We start from the raw sequence: 13,958 nt of genomic DNA on the forward strand, positions 1-13,958 counted from the left end.
ACTAATGAGAAATACATATTAGGCCCGGATTGATATGCGACGCATCCTAAACTCGCTTCAGCCGGGCCGCCTTCGCCCACACCGCAGTGGGCTCCCGCTTCCATTCCTGAACTCGCATGACCGCCCTGCCCCCTTCTCCCCGGCGCCAAGCCGTGCAAGAGTGGCCGCATGGGAGAAATGGTCGAGATCGGCACTGGCGAGAACGCTCTTCCGGTCTACCAGAGCACCCCGGGCCTGGACATCAAGGGCGGCCTCATCGTCATCCACGAAGTGTGGGGCCTGAACGACCATGTTCGGGACGTGGCCGACCGCTTCGCTGCCCAAGGTTACTTTGCGGTCGCCCCTGACCTGCTCTCGAGTACGGGTCTGGACGTCGATGTGGCCGCCCAACTGGGCGAGGCGATGGCGCATCCGGAAAGACGCAGCGCCACGCAGCCCCGGATGCGCCCCTTCCTCGCCCCGCTGCGATCGAAGAAGACAATCGCCGGCATTACCGCCAACGCGAAGCGTTGCTTCGACTACCTGAAAGGCAACGCCGCCGTAGCCGGACGCATCGCCGTGACAGGTTTCAGCTTCGGCGGCACCTACGCCTGGTCACTGGCGGTCCACGAACCGGCGCTGAAGGCTGCAGTGCCCTTCTACGGCCACGCGAACTTCAGTGTGGACGAGTTTCACCACATCGGCTGCCCGGTGCTTGCGTTCTACGGCGAGCGCGACACCCGGCTGATCGAGAAACTGCCGGAGGTCGAGGCCGGCCTGCAGGAAGCCGGAATCAGCTTCGACTCGGTGGTCTATCCCAATGCCGGCCACGCCTTTTTCAACGACCGCAATCCGAAGGCCTATAACGAAGCCGCCGCAACCGATGCCTGGAACCGCTCCCTGGCGTTCCTCGACCGGCATCTGAACTGATTCCGCGCCGGGATCGTGCCCTCAGCCGCCGCAGGGAACGGCGACAAATCATCGGGGCCAAGGCACCATGGGTACATGTGGATCGGCTGGATTGAACTGGACCTGCTTCTGGGAGATGTCCATTCCCTAAAGGAGAAACGCTCTGTTGTCCGGCCCGTCATCGCCGAGGTGCGAAAACGCTTCGACGTTTCCATCGCCGAAGTCGACCATCACAACCTGCACCGGCGCGCCGGGCTCGGCGTCGGACTCGTCGGTGCGGACCGGGCCCACATCGTTGAGGTGCTCGACGCCGCGGAGAATTACGTGGCCTACCGTCCCGGGGTGGACCTGCTCAGCGCACGTCGGCAGATCCGCTCCAGCGACGACTGACTTCTTGGAGGCGTCCTCCATCGGGCTGTCTCTCCGATACGGTTGACTTCGAGACCCACGCCACTGTCATGGAGGAAACTGTGACCACGCCCGCAGCCAAAGATTACGAGACGGTCGAAGACCGGATCCGCCACCTCTACTCTTTCGATAAGTCCTCGCAGCACCTGGGCATCGAGGTGGTGGAAGCCGAAGCCGGCCGCGTGGTCATGTCCATGGCGGTACAGGACAGTATGCTCAACGGTCACGGCATCCTGCATGGCGGCTACCTGTTCACCTTGGGCGACACTGTTTTCGCATTTGTCTGCGAATCCCTCGGACACCCCTCCGTTTCCCGCCAAGCGGAAATCACCTATATTGCACCAGGAGCGGCCGGCTCCAAGCTGATCGCCACCGGCGTTGAGCGCACCCGCTACGGCCGCAACAACATCGTGGACATCACGATCGAGGACCAGGACGCGCAGCATTTGGCCGAACTGCGGGTCTTCGGCGTCCATGTACCCAAAAAATAGCCCGCGAAAGAGCCTGTCCGTCTACCGTGAAGGAAACCACCATGGCCACTGTGCCCGCGATCGAACTGAACAACTCCGTCTCTATTCCCCAGCTTGGCTTCGGTGTCTTCCAGGTGCCGCCGGCCGAAACACAGCGCGCCGTCGAAGCAGCCCTTGAAGCGGGCTACCGTCATATCGATACGGCTGCGGCCTACCGCAACGAGTCCGGTGTCGGCGCCGCCCTCAAGGCCAGCGGCATTGCCCGCGAAGACCTGTTCATTACTACCAAGCTGCGCAACGGCGAGCAGTCCATGTCACGTAAAGCGTTCGATAACAGCCTGCAAGAGCTCGGCCTGGACTATGTGGACTTGTACTTAATCCACTGGCCGGTTCCGACGCAGAACCTCTATGTCCAGGTCTGGAAGGAACTGGAGAAGATCCAGTCCGACGGCGGCTCCCGCGCCGTCGGTGTCTCCAACTTCCTTCCCGAGCACCTGGAGGCCGTGCTCGCGGCGGCGGATCTCGTGCCGGCCGTAAACCAGATCGAAATCCACCCGACGCTGCAGCAGGCGGAGACGGTGGAGCTGAGCCGCAAGCACGGCATCGCCATCGAGGCCTACAGCCCGCTGGGCCAGGGCGCGGACCTGAACCATGCTACGGTCACCGACTTGGCGGCCAAGCACAACGCGACGCCAGCGCAGATCGTCCTGGCCTGGCATCTGGCCCAGGGCAGTATCGTCATCCCCAAGACCGTGAGCCCGGAGCGCATGGCCGAGAACCTCGCTTCGGCCGACCTGACGCTTGCCCCGGACGAGGTTAACGCCATCACGGCACTGGAAGCCGGCAACAGGATCGGGGCGGATCCGGCCACTGCGGCCTTTACCCAGATGTAGGGTTTCGGCGGTCCGGCGCCCCGGCAACCATCCCGCTGCTGCAACCACCGGACAGGCCCTAAAGTGCTGCCGCTGCCCCCTTGACGCGGCAACGTAGCAAGCGGACAGTAAAACTGCGCGGCCGATCGCCAGCGAACGGCGCAGTCTTCGGCCGCACAGGAACCGACAGCTGCCATGAAGAAGCTTTTCGCACAGAAGCAACCCGTAATTACTGCTGCGCGGCGGTCCGGGGCCGCGAGGCTCCGGGCCTTGAGGCCGCTGGGCCGGCACGACTTCCGGATCCTGATCACGGCCCTGTCCATCTCCATCTTCGGCAGCGGCATGTGGGCCGTGACCATGGTCTACCAGGTCATCGCCCTCGGCGGCGGCCCGGCAGAACTGTCGTTCGTGGCCGCGCTGGCGGGTCTTGGGCTGGTCTCCTTTGTGCTCCTCGGCGGCATTGCGGCGGACCGGTTGCCCCGCAGACTGATCCTGATCTGTGTGGAAGCGGTCAACCTGGTGGCCTTGGCATCTGTCACTCTTTTGGCCCTGACCGGGCGGCTGCAGCTGTGGCATGTCGCTGCAGCTGCAGCGATGCTGGGCATCGCATCGGCCTTCTTCTTCCCGGCCTATTCCGCTATTCTGCCGCGCATCCTGCCGCCTGAGGAGCTTCTCGCCGCCAACGGCATGGAGGGCACCATCCGGCCGGTGCTGCAGCAGGCAGCCGGCCCGGCGGTCGCGGGCATGGTGATCGCAGCGACCAGCCCGGGCCACACCGCCGCGCTCATCGCCGCCGCCCACACCATTGCCTTCAGCATCCTGCTGCGTCTGCGCTCGGGTGGCGGCGGCGCACCTTCGGCACCGGCCCGTTCCTCCGTGTGGGCTGACCTGCGCGAAGGCGTTGCCTACACGGTCCGCACGCCGTGGCTGTTGTGGACGCTGCTGTACGCCATTGTCCTATTGCTCCTGCTGATGGGGCCGCTGGAAGTGCTGCTGCCCTTTGCCATCCGGCAACAACTCGGTGGCGGGGCCCAGACGTTCGGATTCATGTTGGCGATGTTCGGGGTCGGCGGCGCGGCCGGTGCGTTGACAGTGTCCAGCTTCCGGCTGCCCCGGCGTTATCTGACCCTGATGATGCTGCTGTGGGGTTTCGGGACCGTGCCGATGGGCATTCTCGGGCTGACCAACAGCTTCTGGCTCATGGCGGCAGCGCTCGCCACCTGCGGCTTCACCTGGGGCGTGGCGCAGGTCATCTGGGGAACGCTGCTGCAACGCCGGGTTCCGCCCCACCTGCTCGGCCGCGTCTCCAGCCTGGACTTCTTTGTCTCACTGGCGCTGATGCCGGTGTCGATGGCTCTCGCAGGACCGGTCGCCGAGGTGGTGCCGATCTGGCTGATCTACGTGGTGGTTGCCGTGGCGTCGCCCGTGCTCGCGATCGCCGCCATTCTCCTTGCCCGGATGCCGCAGGATGAAATCGCGCATCCAATGGAGACAACCGAAGGAGTCACACAACGCGCGCAGCCGCCGTCGTCGTGAGCCGCGCTTAATCCGAAACGGCGGCGCCAGCCAGGCACCGCCGTCGTTGTTCGATGGTCTGGGATTACCGCGGGCGGTAGGTGTTGACCATCGGGCAATCGAACGGATCCCGCGCCGACAGGCCCACCTTGTTGAGGTAGTTGATCACAATGCCATACGACTGCGGCAACGTGGTCTCTGTGTAGGGGATCTTGTGCGTGGCGCAGTATTCGCGGACGATCTCGCTGGCGTGAGCCAGGTTGGGCCGCGGCATGCTTGGGAAGAGGTGGTGCTCCACCTGGTAGTTCAGCCCGCCCATCAGGCCGTTGATGAAGCGGTTGCCCAATCGGGTGCGGCCAATGATATTGCGGCTGGTCAGGACCTGGCGGCTAAGGAAGTCCACCTTGGAATCCTTGGGGATCAGCGGCATGCCCTTGTGGTTCGGCGCAAAGGACGCACCCATGTAGACGCCGAAGACGGCCAGCTGCACGCCGAGAAAGGCGAAGGCCATGCCGAGCGGCAGGAAGTAGAAGATGGCCGCGATGTACAAGGCCAGCCGGGCAAACACCATGCCCAGTTCGCGCTTGCGGCCCTTGACGGTCTCGCGCGAGAACAGGTACCGGATGGACGTGGCGTGCAGGTTCAGGCCCTCGAGCGTGAGCAGCGGGAAGAACAGGTAGCCCTGGCGGCGGGTCAACCAGGCCATGAAGCCCTTGCGCTCGGCGACCTGCTCCGGCAGGAACGAAATGGTGTCCTGCTCGATATCCGGGTCCTTGCCCAAGGTGTTGGGGTTGGCGTGGTGGCGGTTGTGCTTGTTAATCCACCACTGGTAGCTGATGCCGACAAAGACGTTGGCCAGCACGCGGCCGGCACGGTCATTCGCCGGACCCGATTCGAACACCTGCCGGTGCGAGGCCTCGTGCGCAATGAACGCCAACTGCGTGAACAGGACGCCCAGTACACCGGCAATGATCAGCTGGAACCAGCTGTCGCCCAGCAGCACGAAGCCGGTGGCGGCGCCTGCCAACCCCAGGCAGAGGGCCACGAAGAGGGTGATGTAAAAAGAAGTACGACGGCGCAAGAGGCCGGCTTCGCGGATGGTCTTGATCAGATTCGAATAGCTGCTCGAGGCAGCCGTTCCGCGGGTTGTCCGGGCATTGCGCGGTGATGCTGTGATGCTCATACGGCCTTCGGGGGATTGAGTCCGACTTCCCAGCCGTGTGATAAACGGGCGTATGCCCTGCAGATACGTTTCAGTGTAGCCGCCGAATCTGAACGGCGGCTGAACACGCACAAAGCGGTGGTAGAAGCAGTGGTAATTGGCCCTCCCAAACATCCTGTACAGTTATCCCTGTAGTTGTTGTGTTGCGCATTTGATTTTGAGCAACAGGTTCCTCCGCCGGAGTAACTTGTGCTTCTCTGAACGGCCGTAAAGAACACCGCTGCGAGGGGTCCCGAAAAGCGGGATCTCATTCAAGGCTCTAGAGGAGTACAAAAATGGCAACAGGAACCGTGAAATGGTTTAATTCCGAAAAGGGCTTCGGCTTCATCGCTCCGGACGACGGCTCTGCCGACGTTTTCGCTCACTACTCGGCTATCGAAGCCAATGGTGGCTACCGCGAACTGCGCGAAGAGCAGAAGGTCGAGTTCGAGACCACCCAGGGCCCCAAGGGCCTGCAGGCAGCGAACATCCGCTCCCTCTAAAGGTGGCTGCGGCTAACGCCGCACACTGATTCCAAACGGAGCCGGTTTCTTCTCACGAAGAGGCCGGCTCCGTTTTTTGTTGCCTGGGACACTCCACTAGCAAGAAGCAGACCCGGGAGGGCAGAATGGTTGTTATGCTCCCAACCACCGTTGACCCCAGTGCCGCTGAATTTGTGACCGAGGTAGTGCCGCAGATCCTGCTGATTGGTGGCGCTGTGGTAGCTGCCATGGGTCTGGCATTCGCCGTCACATGCTGGCTGGTGGTCCGCCGGATCCGGCGTTCCGGTGTAGTGCAGCGCGGGGTGCGGAAGGGCAGCATGGTCGTCCGGTCAGTCGCCGCGGATGACGCCGGTCGCAAACTGGCGCGGCTGAGAATGCAGCTGGAGCGCTCCTCCGAGGCAACCGTCCGCTCGCTGGCTGCCGCCGATGCCCAGGGCCGGCCGCTGGGCGATCTGCCTGCGGTCGCCGCCAACCTTGCCCGCGCGGAGCGCGCTTTGGACGAACAACTGCATCTCGCGCAGCGTGAACCGAATCCGCAACTGCGTAAGACCCTTGTCCCGGGGCTCTCCGAGCAGGTCGAAAGGCTGTCCGGATTGTCCGCGGAGCTGCGCCAGTCGCTGCTGCAGAACGGGCATACCGTCAGCACTTCGCAGATCGAGCGCGTTAGCACGCATCTGGCGTTGGAAGTGGATGCGCTGCGGACCTGGAACACGGCATACGGCTCGCGGCAACTCCCCTGACCACGGCCCTGACCCTGCCCAGCTCCTCTCACCGCTAAAGGATCCTGCCATGTCGATCGGACGACGCCTTTCCCGCATCATCCGAGCCAAACGGTCGGCCGCCAGCCAGGAGCCCGAGAACCCCATCAGCTCCCTCGACGGCGCCCACCAGCATCAGCTTGACCTACTGGACCAGGCCCGCCGCAGCGTCGCGGACGTCGCTGCAAACCGCCGTCGCGTGGAGCTGCTGGCCGAGCAGGCCGCCGCTGAGGTGGCTTCGCTCAACCGCTTCGCCGAAGAAGCGGTGCAGGCAGGAAACGACGACGGCGCGCGGCAGGCGCTGCAGCGCAGCATCACCGTGGGCAAGTGGCTGGAAACCTTGACGGGACAGCGCCAGCAACTGGACGCCCAAGTGCGCGGGCTCGAACAGACTCTCATGCGGCTGGAGCACGGAATCGAGGATTCCAGATTGCGCTACCAGTCCCTCAAAGCAGACCATAACGCGGCGCAGGCCGCCCTTGGGTTGCGCGAAACCCTGACCGCGTCCGGCCAGCAGGCCGCCGCCGCCAACGCCGCAGCGCGGGAAGCGGAGCACGAGGCCCGACGGATGCAGGCACAGGCCGCGGCCTACGAAGAGCTGGCATGGTCCGACCCGAACTCGCCGCAGGTCCTGCAGGCCTTCGAGGAACTGGAGACCAGGCTGGGCGCGGAAGAGGAACTCAGGCAGCTCAAGGAGCGCCGGAATCCCGGCCAATAGCATTCTTGATTGTTGACAATCCACATTCGCCAAGCCCAACGACCTAGAATGGTCGTGATGACAGTAGCGAATGGTCAACAATCGACGGAGGGCTTCCAACATGCCTGGACTTGACGATCTGGCGGCGTTGGAGGAGCGTCCCACCGCTGTGCTGATCGCCAACCGGCTGCGGAACCGCATCATCAACGGCTCTTTTGAGCTGGGCGAGCAAGTCACCGAGGCTGCCATCGCCGCAAAGCTCAAGGTGTCCCGCGGGCCAGTGCGGGAAGCACTCCAGCGTTTGAGCCAGGAGGGCCTGCTAGTGGGCCACCGGAACCGCGGAGTCTTCGTCCTGGAGCTCACGCCTAAGGACGTCCATGAGATCTACGTTGCCCGGCGGGCTGTGGAAACGGCGGCCGCCGCCGAAATAATCGCAGCCGGTGACAAAACCATCAAGCAGACCGCACGAAAGCTGACCACCCTGGTTAGGAAGCTACCGGATGCCGTAGCGGCCCGGGACTGGACCAAGGTCGCCGAACTCGACTTGAAGTTCCACGAAACACTCGTGGCGGCCTCGGGTAATTCGCGTCTCTCACGCATGTTCATCACCCTAGCGGCAGAATCCCGGATCTGCATGGTCCACGTAAAGATCTCCTACCGCCGGATCGACATGCTGGTCGAAGAGCACCAGCAGATGATCGACCTGCTCGTCGCCAAGGACGCCGAGGGCTTGCATGCCGCCATCGTGGACCACATGGAAACAGCGACGGTGGACCTCACCGAGTCCATGGAGGAAATGCTGCGGCTGCAGGAAGCAGACATAACGGCTCCCGACGCCGAAGCCGAAGCGCCTTCGCCTGACGGGCAGACACCTAGTCGCGATGCGGAGACACCGGCCGGAGCGGCGGCCAAGCCGACCGCCGTGTCCAAGCGCGACGCCGCAGCAGTCCCGGCGCCGGCCAGCGCCTAAAAATCCGCCGGCTGAACGCTCCGCCGCCGAAACTACTCCCGCCGCTCCCCTGTCGCAAGTGCCGGCGGCCGCCCGAATTCCCCGCGTGCCTGCTCATACGCCGCCGCAGCCCGAAGCACCAGCGCGTCGGCGTGCCGCGGGCCCACAATCTGCAGTCCCACCGGCAGCCCCGAGGCTGTCAAACCGCACGGCACGCTGATGGCTGGCTGCTGGGTCATGTTGAACGGGTACGTGAACGGGGACCACTGGGCCCAACGCTTCAGGCCGGATCCCGGCGGAACTTCACAGCCGACGTCGAACGCCGGAATCGGCATGGTGGGGGTGACCAGCAGGTCATACTGCTCGTGGAAAGCGCCGAGCCGCAGGCCCAGATTCGCCCGGACAGCGTTGGCGTCGAGGTACTGGTCCACGGTCACCGCGTGGCCCTGCCGGCAGACCTCCAGCAGCCCCGGGTCCAGCTCGCCCCAGCGTGCCTCGTCGTAGGCACGGATGACCTTGCCGGCCCCGGCAAACCACAACGCATGGTACTCATTGATCGGATCCTGGATGCCCGGATCCGCTGTCTCGACCTCCGCACCAAGCGTGGCAAGCAGGTCCACGGCCCGGGCCACCAACCGCTCTACCTCCGGATCGACTGTGGCGAAACCCAGGTCCGGGCTGAAGCCCATCCGCAGCCCCTTGATGCCGTCGTACAGCCCCTCAGTGAAGGACTGCCGCGGCGGTGCCAGCGCGGACCAGTCCCGCGAATCGGAGGCGGCCAGCACATCCAGCAGCAAAGCGTTGTCCTGAACCGTCCTCGTCATCGGTCCGGCGTGCGCCAGCGTGCCATACGGCGTCGGCGGGTACAGCGGAATGGTGCCGTAGGTCGGCTTCATACCCACAATCCCCGAGAACGACGCGGGAATCCGCACCGAGCCGCCGCCGTCGGTCCCCACGGACAGTGCGCCCATGCCCAGCGCGACGGCGGTTGCCGAACCACCGGACGAACCGCCGCAGGTTTTGGACGCATCCCACGGGTTGCCGGTAATGCCCGTCAGCGGGTTGTCCGTCACGCCCTTCCAGCCGAACTCCGGCGTGGTGGTCTTGCCGACGAACACCGCACCGGCCGCGCGCATCGCGGCGACCGCGGGAGCGTCCTCGTTCCATTCCTGGTCCGGATTGATCAGCTTGGAACCGCGCAGCGTCGGCCAGCCCTTGGTTAGCAGCAGGTCCTTAATCGAGGTGGGCACGCCATCCAGCGGCCCGGCCGGCTTACCCGCAGCCCAGCGCTGTTCTGATTCCCGTGCCGCGGCCAGCGCCTCATCCTCCGCGACCAGGCAGAACGCATTGAATTCGGCGTTGTGCGCTTTGATGCGCGCCAGGCTCGCCGCGGTGGCCTCGACCGGCGAAATTTCCCTGGCCTTGTACCCCTGAAGCAGTTCTACGGCGGAGAAGTCGGCGAGCGCCGTCGTCGTTGTTTCGGTGGTCATGGTGGTCAGCTTCCTGCCGGAATTCGGATGGCTTCGGTGGAGCGGAACAGGCTGCCCAGGCCGCTGAAGTTCCGCAGCAGGCCGGCGATGCGCAGCCCCTCCCAGACGGTGACCTGGTTGGCCGTGAGTACGGGCTTGCCGACGGCGTCCTCAAGTTCGTCGAGCCAGGCGAGCGAGTGCATGGCGGTATCCGGGATCAGCACTGCCTCCGCTTCGGGGCGGTCCGCGGCCGCGGCCATGCGGGCAATCTCATCCAAGCCCATCAGGCCCACCTCTCCCGCCGTCGCTATCCCGCTGCTGCCCAGATGAACTACGTCGATGCTTGCATCCGCGAGGAAACGCCGAAAGTGCCGGGCCAGATCTTCGGGGTAGCTGGCGGCAATGGCTACGGTGGACAACCCGAGGTGCTTGACCGCGTGCGCGAAGGCCAACGAGGTTGAGGATGCCGGCAGGTCCAGGTCTTCGCCGATCCGGCGGGCCTGCTCCTGCGCGCCCTCCCAGCCGTACACGAAGGAGCCCGAGGTGCAGGCCCACATCACCGCATCGGGTTGGTAGGCGGCGACCCGGCGAGCGCCGTCGAGTAGGTTTGCCGTACTGCCCACGTTCACGAGGGTGTCCACCGTATGGAGCACGTCTCCCCCGGCCGTCGTGACCACCGGCAGCCGAAGCTGGCCGTCAAGGCGTTGTTCCAGCCGAGGGAAGTCGTCCTCGGCTCCGACTCCGGGGTAGAGCAATCCGATGGTGGGCACTCGGGTCATGTCTGCACCTGCTTTCTTCATTCGGCGTTCTATCGTTGCGTCGGGTGGACGCTCAGGAGTCGCTGGCCCGGCCCCACCGGTGCCAGGCCCAGATGGTGGAGGGCGGCCCACATGACCGCCTGGTTGGCGGTAATAATGGGCTTGCCGAGCAGGCGCTCCAGCGGTTCGATCAAGTGGTAGGTCGGCAGATTGGTGCAGGCCACCACGATCGCCTCGGCATCCGGCCGGTCGGCGGAAACAATCAGTTCGGCGGTGTAGGAGTAGGGCACCTTCCAGATCTCGCCCGACAGCCCGAGCATCGAGACGTGCCGGACGTCCAACCCGTCCTCATTCAGGAACTTCACGAAACGTTCGGTGACGGGTGCGGTGTAGGGCGTGGCGACGGCGATGCTGTGCAGATCGAGTGCCGCCAGGGCCTTGAGGATGGCGCCGGAAACGGTGAGGACATTAGGCACGCCGTAGCCCTGCACCGCGGAGACGAATTCCCGTTCACCTTGGATACCGTGAATAAAACTGCCGGACGTGCAGGCGTAGATATAACAATCCGGTGAAACAGCGCTGATCCGCCAGGCCGTATCGGCAACGATGTCCGGTCGGCTCACAAGCTCGGCCTGTTCGACGCCGACCAGGACAGGCTCGAAGGGCGAGCGGGCGAAATAGAGGTCCGCGCGGCCTTCAGCCCAGCGCGCCATTTCGTGATCCAACGCCATGTCATAAGGGGCGACTACGCCGATTTTGTTCAGCACCAGCGGGCCCGCCGGGACCATACTTGCATAGCTTGCAAGTGAAGTCATTTCCCCTCCTCACACGTACCGCAATGGTTGATTGTTGACAATCGTAGGGCATGATCGGTTACCCTCGCATTAAGAATCGAAGGAAATTTTTTGTGTATTTTTCCTGCCGCCGTTATCGAGCTGTTATGGCTGGCAGGAACGCGAACAAGGAGGATCAGGTGGCCCGGTTTATCAAGGTTTCGCTGGAGCAGCGGCAGGTCTCCTGCATTGCCAGACTGCTCGACGACGAGGCCCCGAGGACGGCAGTGGCGGTCTGGGATGCGCTGCCACAATCCGGCCAGGTCTTCCACGGCAAGTACGCACGCAACGAGATCTACAACCTGCTGCCGGCGTTCGCGCCGCAGGAGCCTGGACCGGAAAACACCACCATCACCCCGATCCCCGGCGACCTGTGCTACTTCACCTTCAACGCGGACATCCTCCATACCCCGGCCTACGGCTACAACGCCGGCGACCGGGTCCAGACGCCTGAAGCCATCATCGATTTGGCGTTGTTCTACGGCCGCAACAACCTGCTGATCAACGGGGACCAGGGCTGGGTACCGGGAAACGTCTTCGGGACGGTAGTCGAAGGACTCGAAGAAATGGCTGCCGCCTGCCAGAGCATCTGGATGGATGGAGCGCGCGGAGAGACGCTTACCTTTTCGCGCCACGAGCCCACCGGCTGAGGCTTGAACGGTCCCCCCAACCTGCGGGAGTGCCCTGCCCTGCGCCGACCGGCCTAACTGCTGAAGTAAATACCCAATTTCGGGGTTGTCGGCAAGTTATCGCAGGCCTACTGTTACAGACACACCGCAGAAGCACGGTGCAGGGGCAAGCTCTTGGGGAGGGCTTCACCAGTTGAAGCAAACTGGAACTGTACGATTACAAACCGGTCCGAGTGATGCCGCGATCGGTCTTCGCACAACATGAAACGGCACGCGAGGATGCGTGGCCGGGGGCTTGTGCCGTTTTCAGGGAAACGAGGCGAACGCTCGTGCGATTCGCTGTGCCCGGCAAAACCAGGAAGTAAAAAGTCATCATGAAAAAGTCATCAATAACGTGGCGCCTGTTTACCTTAATCACAGGTACGTTGCTTGGACTCCTTGCAGGACTGGGAATTGCAGCACCAGCCAGCGCAGATAGCGGATCCGCCACTTTAGCGGACCATCCTCAAAGGGACAACGACGGCCGCTGGCGCGACGGAGACGATAACCGCCGCGACCACGACGACCGGAGAGACAACCGCCGCGACCACGACGATCGGAGAGACAACCACCGCGATCGCGGCGACAACGACGACGCTGTGCTGGAAATTGAGAGAGATGGTAGACGAGCCGTCGAAGTCAGCGGCGAAGGATATGAAGACGACCAGCGGGTGACCGTTTACCTTGTCCGCAACGGGCATGTCGTGGAGCGGGAGCGCGTATGGCTGGACGACGATGAGGAAGACTTTACTGTCGAGTTCCGCGATCTGCGTTGCGGCCGCTATGTGGCCTTCACTCACAGCGAGGAAGAAGGCTGGGTACGTAGCGATGACTCGGTCCGCATTTGTAACCGTGATCACGACCGCAAGCACTAATTAGGATCAATAAGAAGCACGGCGTCCGGTTCCAGGGGACTGGGCGCCGTCCCTGTCCCCCCTCGTTGCACTCCGCTAGCCATTGACATAACCGGACCCCGGCAGCTGGGGCGAGCCGCCGGGGTCCAGGGCCTTTGACCGTATGGGGTCTCTGACCACTATTACTTTCGTATACGAGACTTGGAAAAACCTCCTAAGCAGATTGGCGCCGTCGCTTGGGGAATCCAATCCGGTCAAAATCGTTCGCCGCTTGGACAACTGTTCCACCTGCCTGCGCACGCGCCTGTTCTTCGAGCGGTCCAACGTCTACGTAACGCGACGAGAAGTGGGTCAGCACCAGCAGTCCAACCCCGCCGGCGGCCGCCAAGGCACCTGCTTGCCCAGCCGTGAGGTGTCGGTACTGGGCGGCCAGTTCGGCCTCATCATCGTCAAAAGTGGACTCAGCCACCAGCATGTCGGCGCCATCCGCCAGTTCCTCGGCACCTGCACAAGGAGCCGTATCCATCACGAATGCGAAGCGCTGGCCAGGCCGCGGAACGCTCACATCCTCCAAGTTCACGCCGCCCAGCTTCCCTTCGCGCTGCAGGCGGCCGACGTCGGGCCCTGAAATCCCGGAGGTCGCAAGCTTCTCCGGCAAGAGTGTGCGGCCATCAAGTTCGACGAGCCGGTAGCCGTAGGTTTCGATGCGGTGATGCAAAGGCCGCACCTCCAGTCCCGGCGCGATCGGCCCAGCCTCCGCGTGCGGATGCAGCCGCAGATCGATGCCGGGGGACGAAACGGACACCAGCGCTTTGACAACTTCCTCACCTGAGGCCGGATAGTGCAGATCCACCGGATGGGCGACGCCGTCCAGCGCCATGCGCGACAGCACGCCGGGCAGGCCATAGCAGTGGTCTCCGTGGACGTGGGTAAGGCAGATGCGCGTGATCTGCCCCGCGGATACGCCGGCATAGATCATCTGCCGCTGCGTGCCCTCCCCCGGATCGAACAGCAGTCCCTCGCCGTCCCAGCGCAGCAGGTACCCGTTGTGGTTGCGGGTCCGCGTGGGAACCTGCGAGCCAGTGCCGAAGACAACGAATTCACGCATGGAACAG

The 13,958-nt window shown here is 63.8% G+C and carries 16 protein-coding genes; 10 read left to right on the forward strand and 6 right to left on the reverse strand.

The annotated features are described in order from the left end of the window. Positions 1-168 precede the first annotated feature (168 nt). From J5251_RS02155 to J5251_RS02175, 5 genes are all read left to right on the forward strand, one after another. On the forward strand, positions 169-909 hold the full coding sequence (locus J5251_RS02155; RefSeq protein ID WP_244250762.1) for a dienelactone hydrolase family protein: 741 nt from the start codon (positions 169-171) through the stop codon (positions 907-909). Between the two features lie 75 nt (positions 910-984). Continuing rightward, entirely contained in the window at positions 985-1,278 is a 294-nt protein-coding gene (locus J5251_RS02160; RefSeq protein WP_139007129.1) for a DUF503 domain-containing protein, read from the forward strand. Between the two features lie 80 nt (positions 1,279-1,358). Beyond that, positions 1,359-1,787: a hotdog fold thioesterase gene (locus J5251_RS02165; protein WP_208575043.1), complete on the forward strand. Its 429-nt coding sequence runs from the start codon at positions 1,359-1,361 to the stop codon at positions 1,785-1,787. A 41-nt stretch (positions 1,788-1,828) separates the two neighbouring features. Continuing rightward, positions 1,829-2,659, forward strand: a complete 831-nt coding sequence (locus J5251_RS02170) for an aldo/keto reductase (RefSeq protein ID WP_208575044.1) — start codon at positions 1,829-1,831, stop codon at positions 2,657-2,659. A gap of 174 nt (positions 2,660-2,833) precedes the next feature. Beyond that, on the forward strand, positions 2,834-4,174 hold the full coding sequence (locus J5251_RS02175) for an MFS transporter (protein WP_208575045.1): 1,341 nt from the start codon (positions 2,834-2,836) through the stop codon (positions 4,172-4,174). Positions 4,175-4,238: 64 nt separating this feature from the next. On the opposite strand, the gene J5251_RS02180 is transcribed toward J5251_RS02175, so the two are convergent. Then, positions 4,239-5,336 (reverse strand): fatty acid desaturase family protein, encoded by a 1,098-nt coding sequence (locus J5251_RS02180; protein WP_208575046.1) that lies wholly within the window; start codon positions 5,334-5,336, stop codon positions 4,239-4,241. Between the two features lie 314 nt (positions 5,337-5,650). Here J5251_RS02180 and J5251_RS02185 point away from each other — a divergent pair, with 314 nt between their 5' ends. The 4 genes from J5251_RS02185 to J5251_RS02200 all read left to right on the forward strand — a co-directional run bounded on the left by J5251_RS02185 (position 5,651) and on the right by J5251_RS02200 (position 8,282). Then, positions 5,651-5,857, forward strand: coding sequence for a cold-shock protein (locus tag J5251_RS02185; RefSeq protein WP_139007125.1), 207 nt, complete (start codon positions 5,651-5,653; stop codon positions 5,855-5,857). A gap of 134 nt (positions 5,858-5,991) precedes the next feature. Continuing rightward, the gene (locus J5251_RS02190) at positions 5,992-6,597 is read left to right on the forward strand and encodes a hypothetical protein (protein WP_139007124.1); all 606 of its coding nucleotides are present in this window, start codon (positions 5,992-5,994) and stop codon (positions 6,595-6,597) included. Between the two features lie 49 nt (positions 6,598-6,646). Beyond that, complete coding sequence (locus J5251_RS02195) at positions 6,647-7,333, forward strand: PspA/IM30 family protein (RefSeq protein WP_208575047.1); 687 nt, start codon at positions 6,647-6,649, stop codon at positions 7,331-7,333. Positions 7,334-7,433: 100 nt separating this feature from the next. After that, complete coding sequence (locus J5251_RS02200; RefSeq protein ID WP_171059494.1) at positions 7,434-8,282, forward strand: GntR family transcriptional regulator; 849 nt, start codon at positions 7,434-7,436, stop codon at positions 8,280-8,282. 32 nt (positions 8,283-8,314) lie between these two features. Here J5251_RS02200 and J5251_RS02205 read toward each other — a convergent pair whose 3' ends face one another. The 3 genes from J5251_RS02205 to J5251_RS02215 are packed head-to-tail and all read right to left on the reverse strand — an operon-like array spanning position 8,315 to position 11,303. After that, a complete protein-coding gene (locus J5251_RS02205) occupies positions 8,315-9,751 on the reverse strand; it encodes an amidase (protein ID WP_208575048.1) in 1,437 nt (478 codons plus the stop codon). A gap of 5 nt (positions 9,752-9,756) precedes the next feature. Further along, the gene (locus J5251_RS02210; protein WP_208575049.1) at positions 9,757-10,509 is read right to left on the reverse strand and encodes a maleate cis-trans isomerase family protein; all 753 of its coding nucleotides are present in this window, start codon (positions 10,507-10,509) and stop codon (positions 9,757-9,759) included. A 29-nt stretch (positions 10,510-10,538) separates the two neighbouring features. Next, positions 10,539-11,303 (reverse strand): maleate cis-trans isomerase family protein, encoded by a 765-nt coding sequence (locus J5251_RS02215; protein WP_240793263.1) that lies wholly within the window; start codon positions 11,301-11,303, stop codon positions 10,539-10,541. 158 nt (positions 11,304-11,461) lie between these two features. On the opposite strand from J5251_RS02215, the gene J5251_RS02220 reads away from it, so the two are divergent. Further along, a complete protein-coding gene (locus J5251_RS02220) occupies positions 11,462-11,971 on the forward strand; it encodes a DUF3830 family protein (protein ID WP_208575050.1) in 510 nt (169 codons plus the stop codon). 470 nt (positions 11,972-12,441) lie between these two features. Here J5251_RS02220 and J5251_RS02225 read toward each other — a convergent pair whose 3' ends face one another. Together J5251_RS02225 and J5251_RS02230 are read right to left on the reverse strand one after the other, a co-directional pair. Beyond that, entirely contained in the window at positions 12,442-12,849 is a 408-nt protein-coding gene (locus J5251_RS02225; protein ID WP_208575051.1) for a hypothetical protein, read from the reverse strand. 208 nt (positions 12,850-13,057) lie between these two features. Beyond that, entirely contained in the window at positions 13,058-13,951 is an 894-nt protein-coding gene (locus J5251_RS02230; RefSeq protein ID WP_139007118.1) for a ribonuclease Z, read from the reverse strand. Positions 13,952-13,958: the final 7 nt, after the last annotated feature.

Source organism: Arthrobacter crystallopoietes (genome assembly GCF_017603825.1).
GTDB lineage: Bacteria > Actinomycetota > Actinomycetes > Actinomycetales > Micrococcaceae > Crystallibacter > Crystallibacter crystallopoietes_B.

Coding starts and splice junctions, on each gene's coding strand:
- J5251_RS02155 (WP_244250762.1), top strand. CDS start 169: ATGGGAGAAATGGTCGAGATCGGCACTGGCGAGAACGCTCTTCCGGTC.
- J5251_RS02160 (WP_139007129.1), top strand. CDS start 985: ATGTGGATCGGCTGGATTGAACTGGACCTGCTTCTGGGAGATGTCCAT.
- J5251_RS02170 (WP_208575044.1), top strand. CDS start 1,829: ATGGCCACTGTGCCCGCGATCGAACTGAACAACTCCGTCTCTATTCCC.
- J5251_RS02175 (WP_208575045.1), top strand. CDS start 2,834: ATGAAGAAGCTTTTCGCACAGAAGCAACCCGTAATTACTGCTGCGCGG.
- J5251_RS02180 (WP_208575046.1), bottom strand. CDS start 5,336: ATGAGCATCACAGCATCACCGCGCAATGCCCGGACAACCCGCGGAACG.
- J5251_RS02185 (WP_139007125.1), top strand. CDS start 5,651: ATGGCAACAGGAACCGTGAAATGGTTTAATTCCGAAAAGGGCTTCGGC.
- J5251_RS02190 (WP_139007124.1), top strand. CDS start 5,992: ATGCTCCCAACCACCGTTGACCCCAGTGCCGCTGAATTTGTGACCGAG.
- J5251_RS02195 (WP_208575047.1), top strand. CDS start 6,647: ATGTCGATCGGACGACGCCTTTCCCGCATCATCCGAGCCAAACGGTCG.
- J5251_RS02200 (WP_171059494.1), top strand. CDS start 7,434: ATGCCTGGACTTGACGATCTGGCGGCGTTGGAGGAGCGTCCCACCGCT.
- J5251_RS02205 (WP_208575048.1), bottom strand. CDS start 9,751: ATGACCACCGAAACAACGACGACGGCGCTCGCCGACTTCTCCGCCGTA.
- J5251_RS02210 (WP_208575049.1), bottom strand. CDS start 10,509: ATGACCCGAGTGCCCACCATCGGATTGCTCTACCCCGGAGTCGGAGCC.
- J5251_RS02215 (WP_240793263.1), bottom strand. CDS start 11,303: ATGACTTCACTTGCAAGCTATGCAAGTATGGTCCCGGCGGGCCCGCTG.
- J5251_RS02230 (WP_139007118.1), bottom strand. CDS start 13,951: ATGCGTGAATTCGTTGTCTTCGGCACTGGCTCGCAGGTTCCCACGCGG.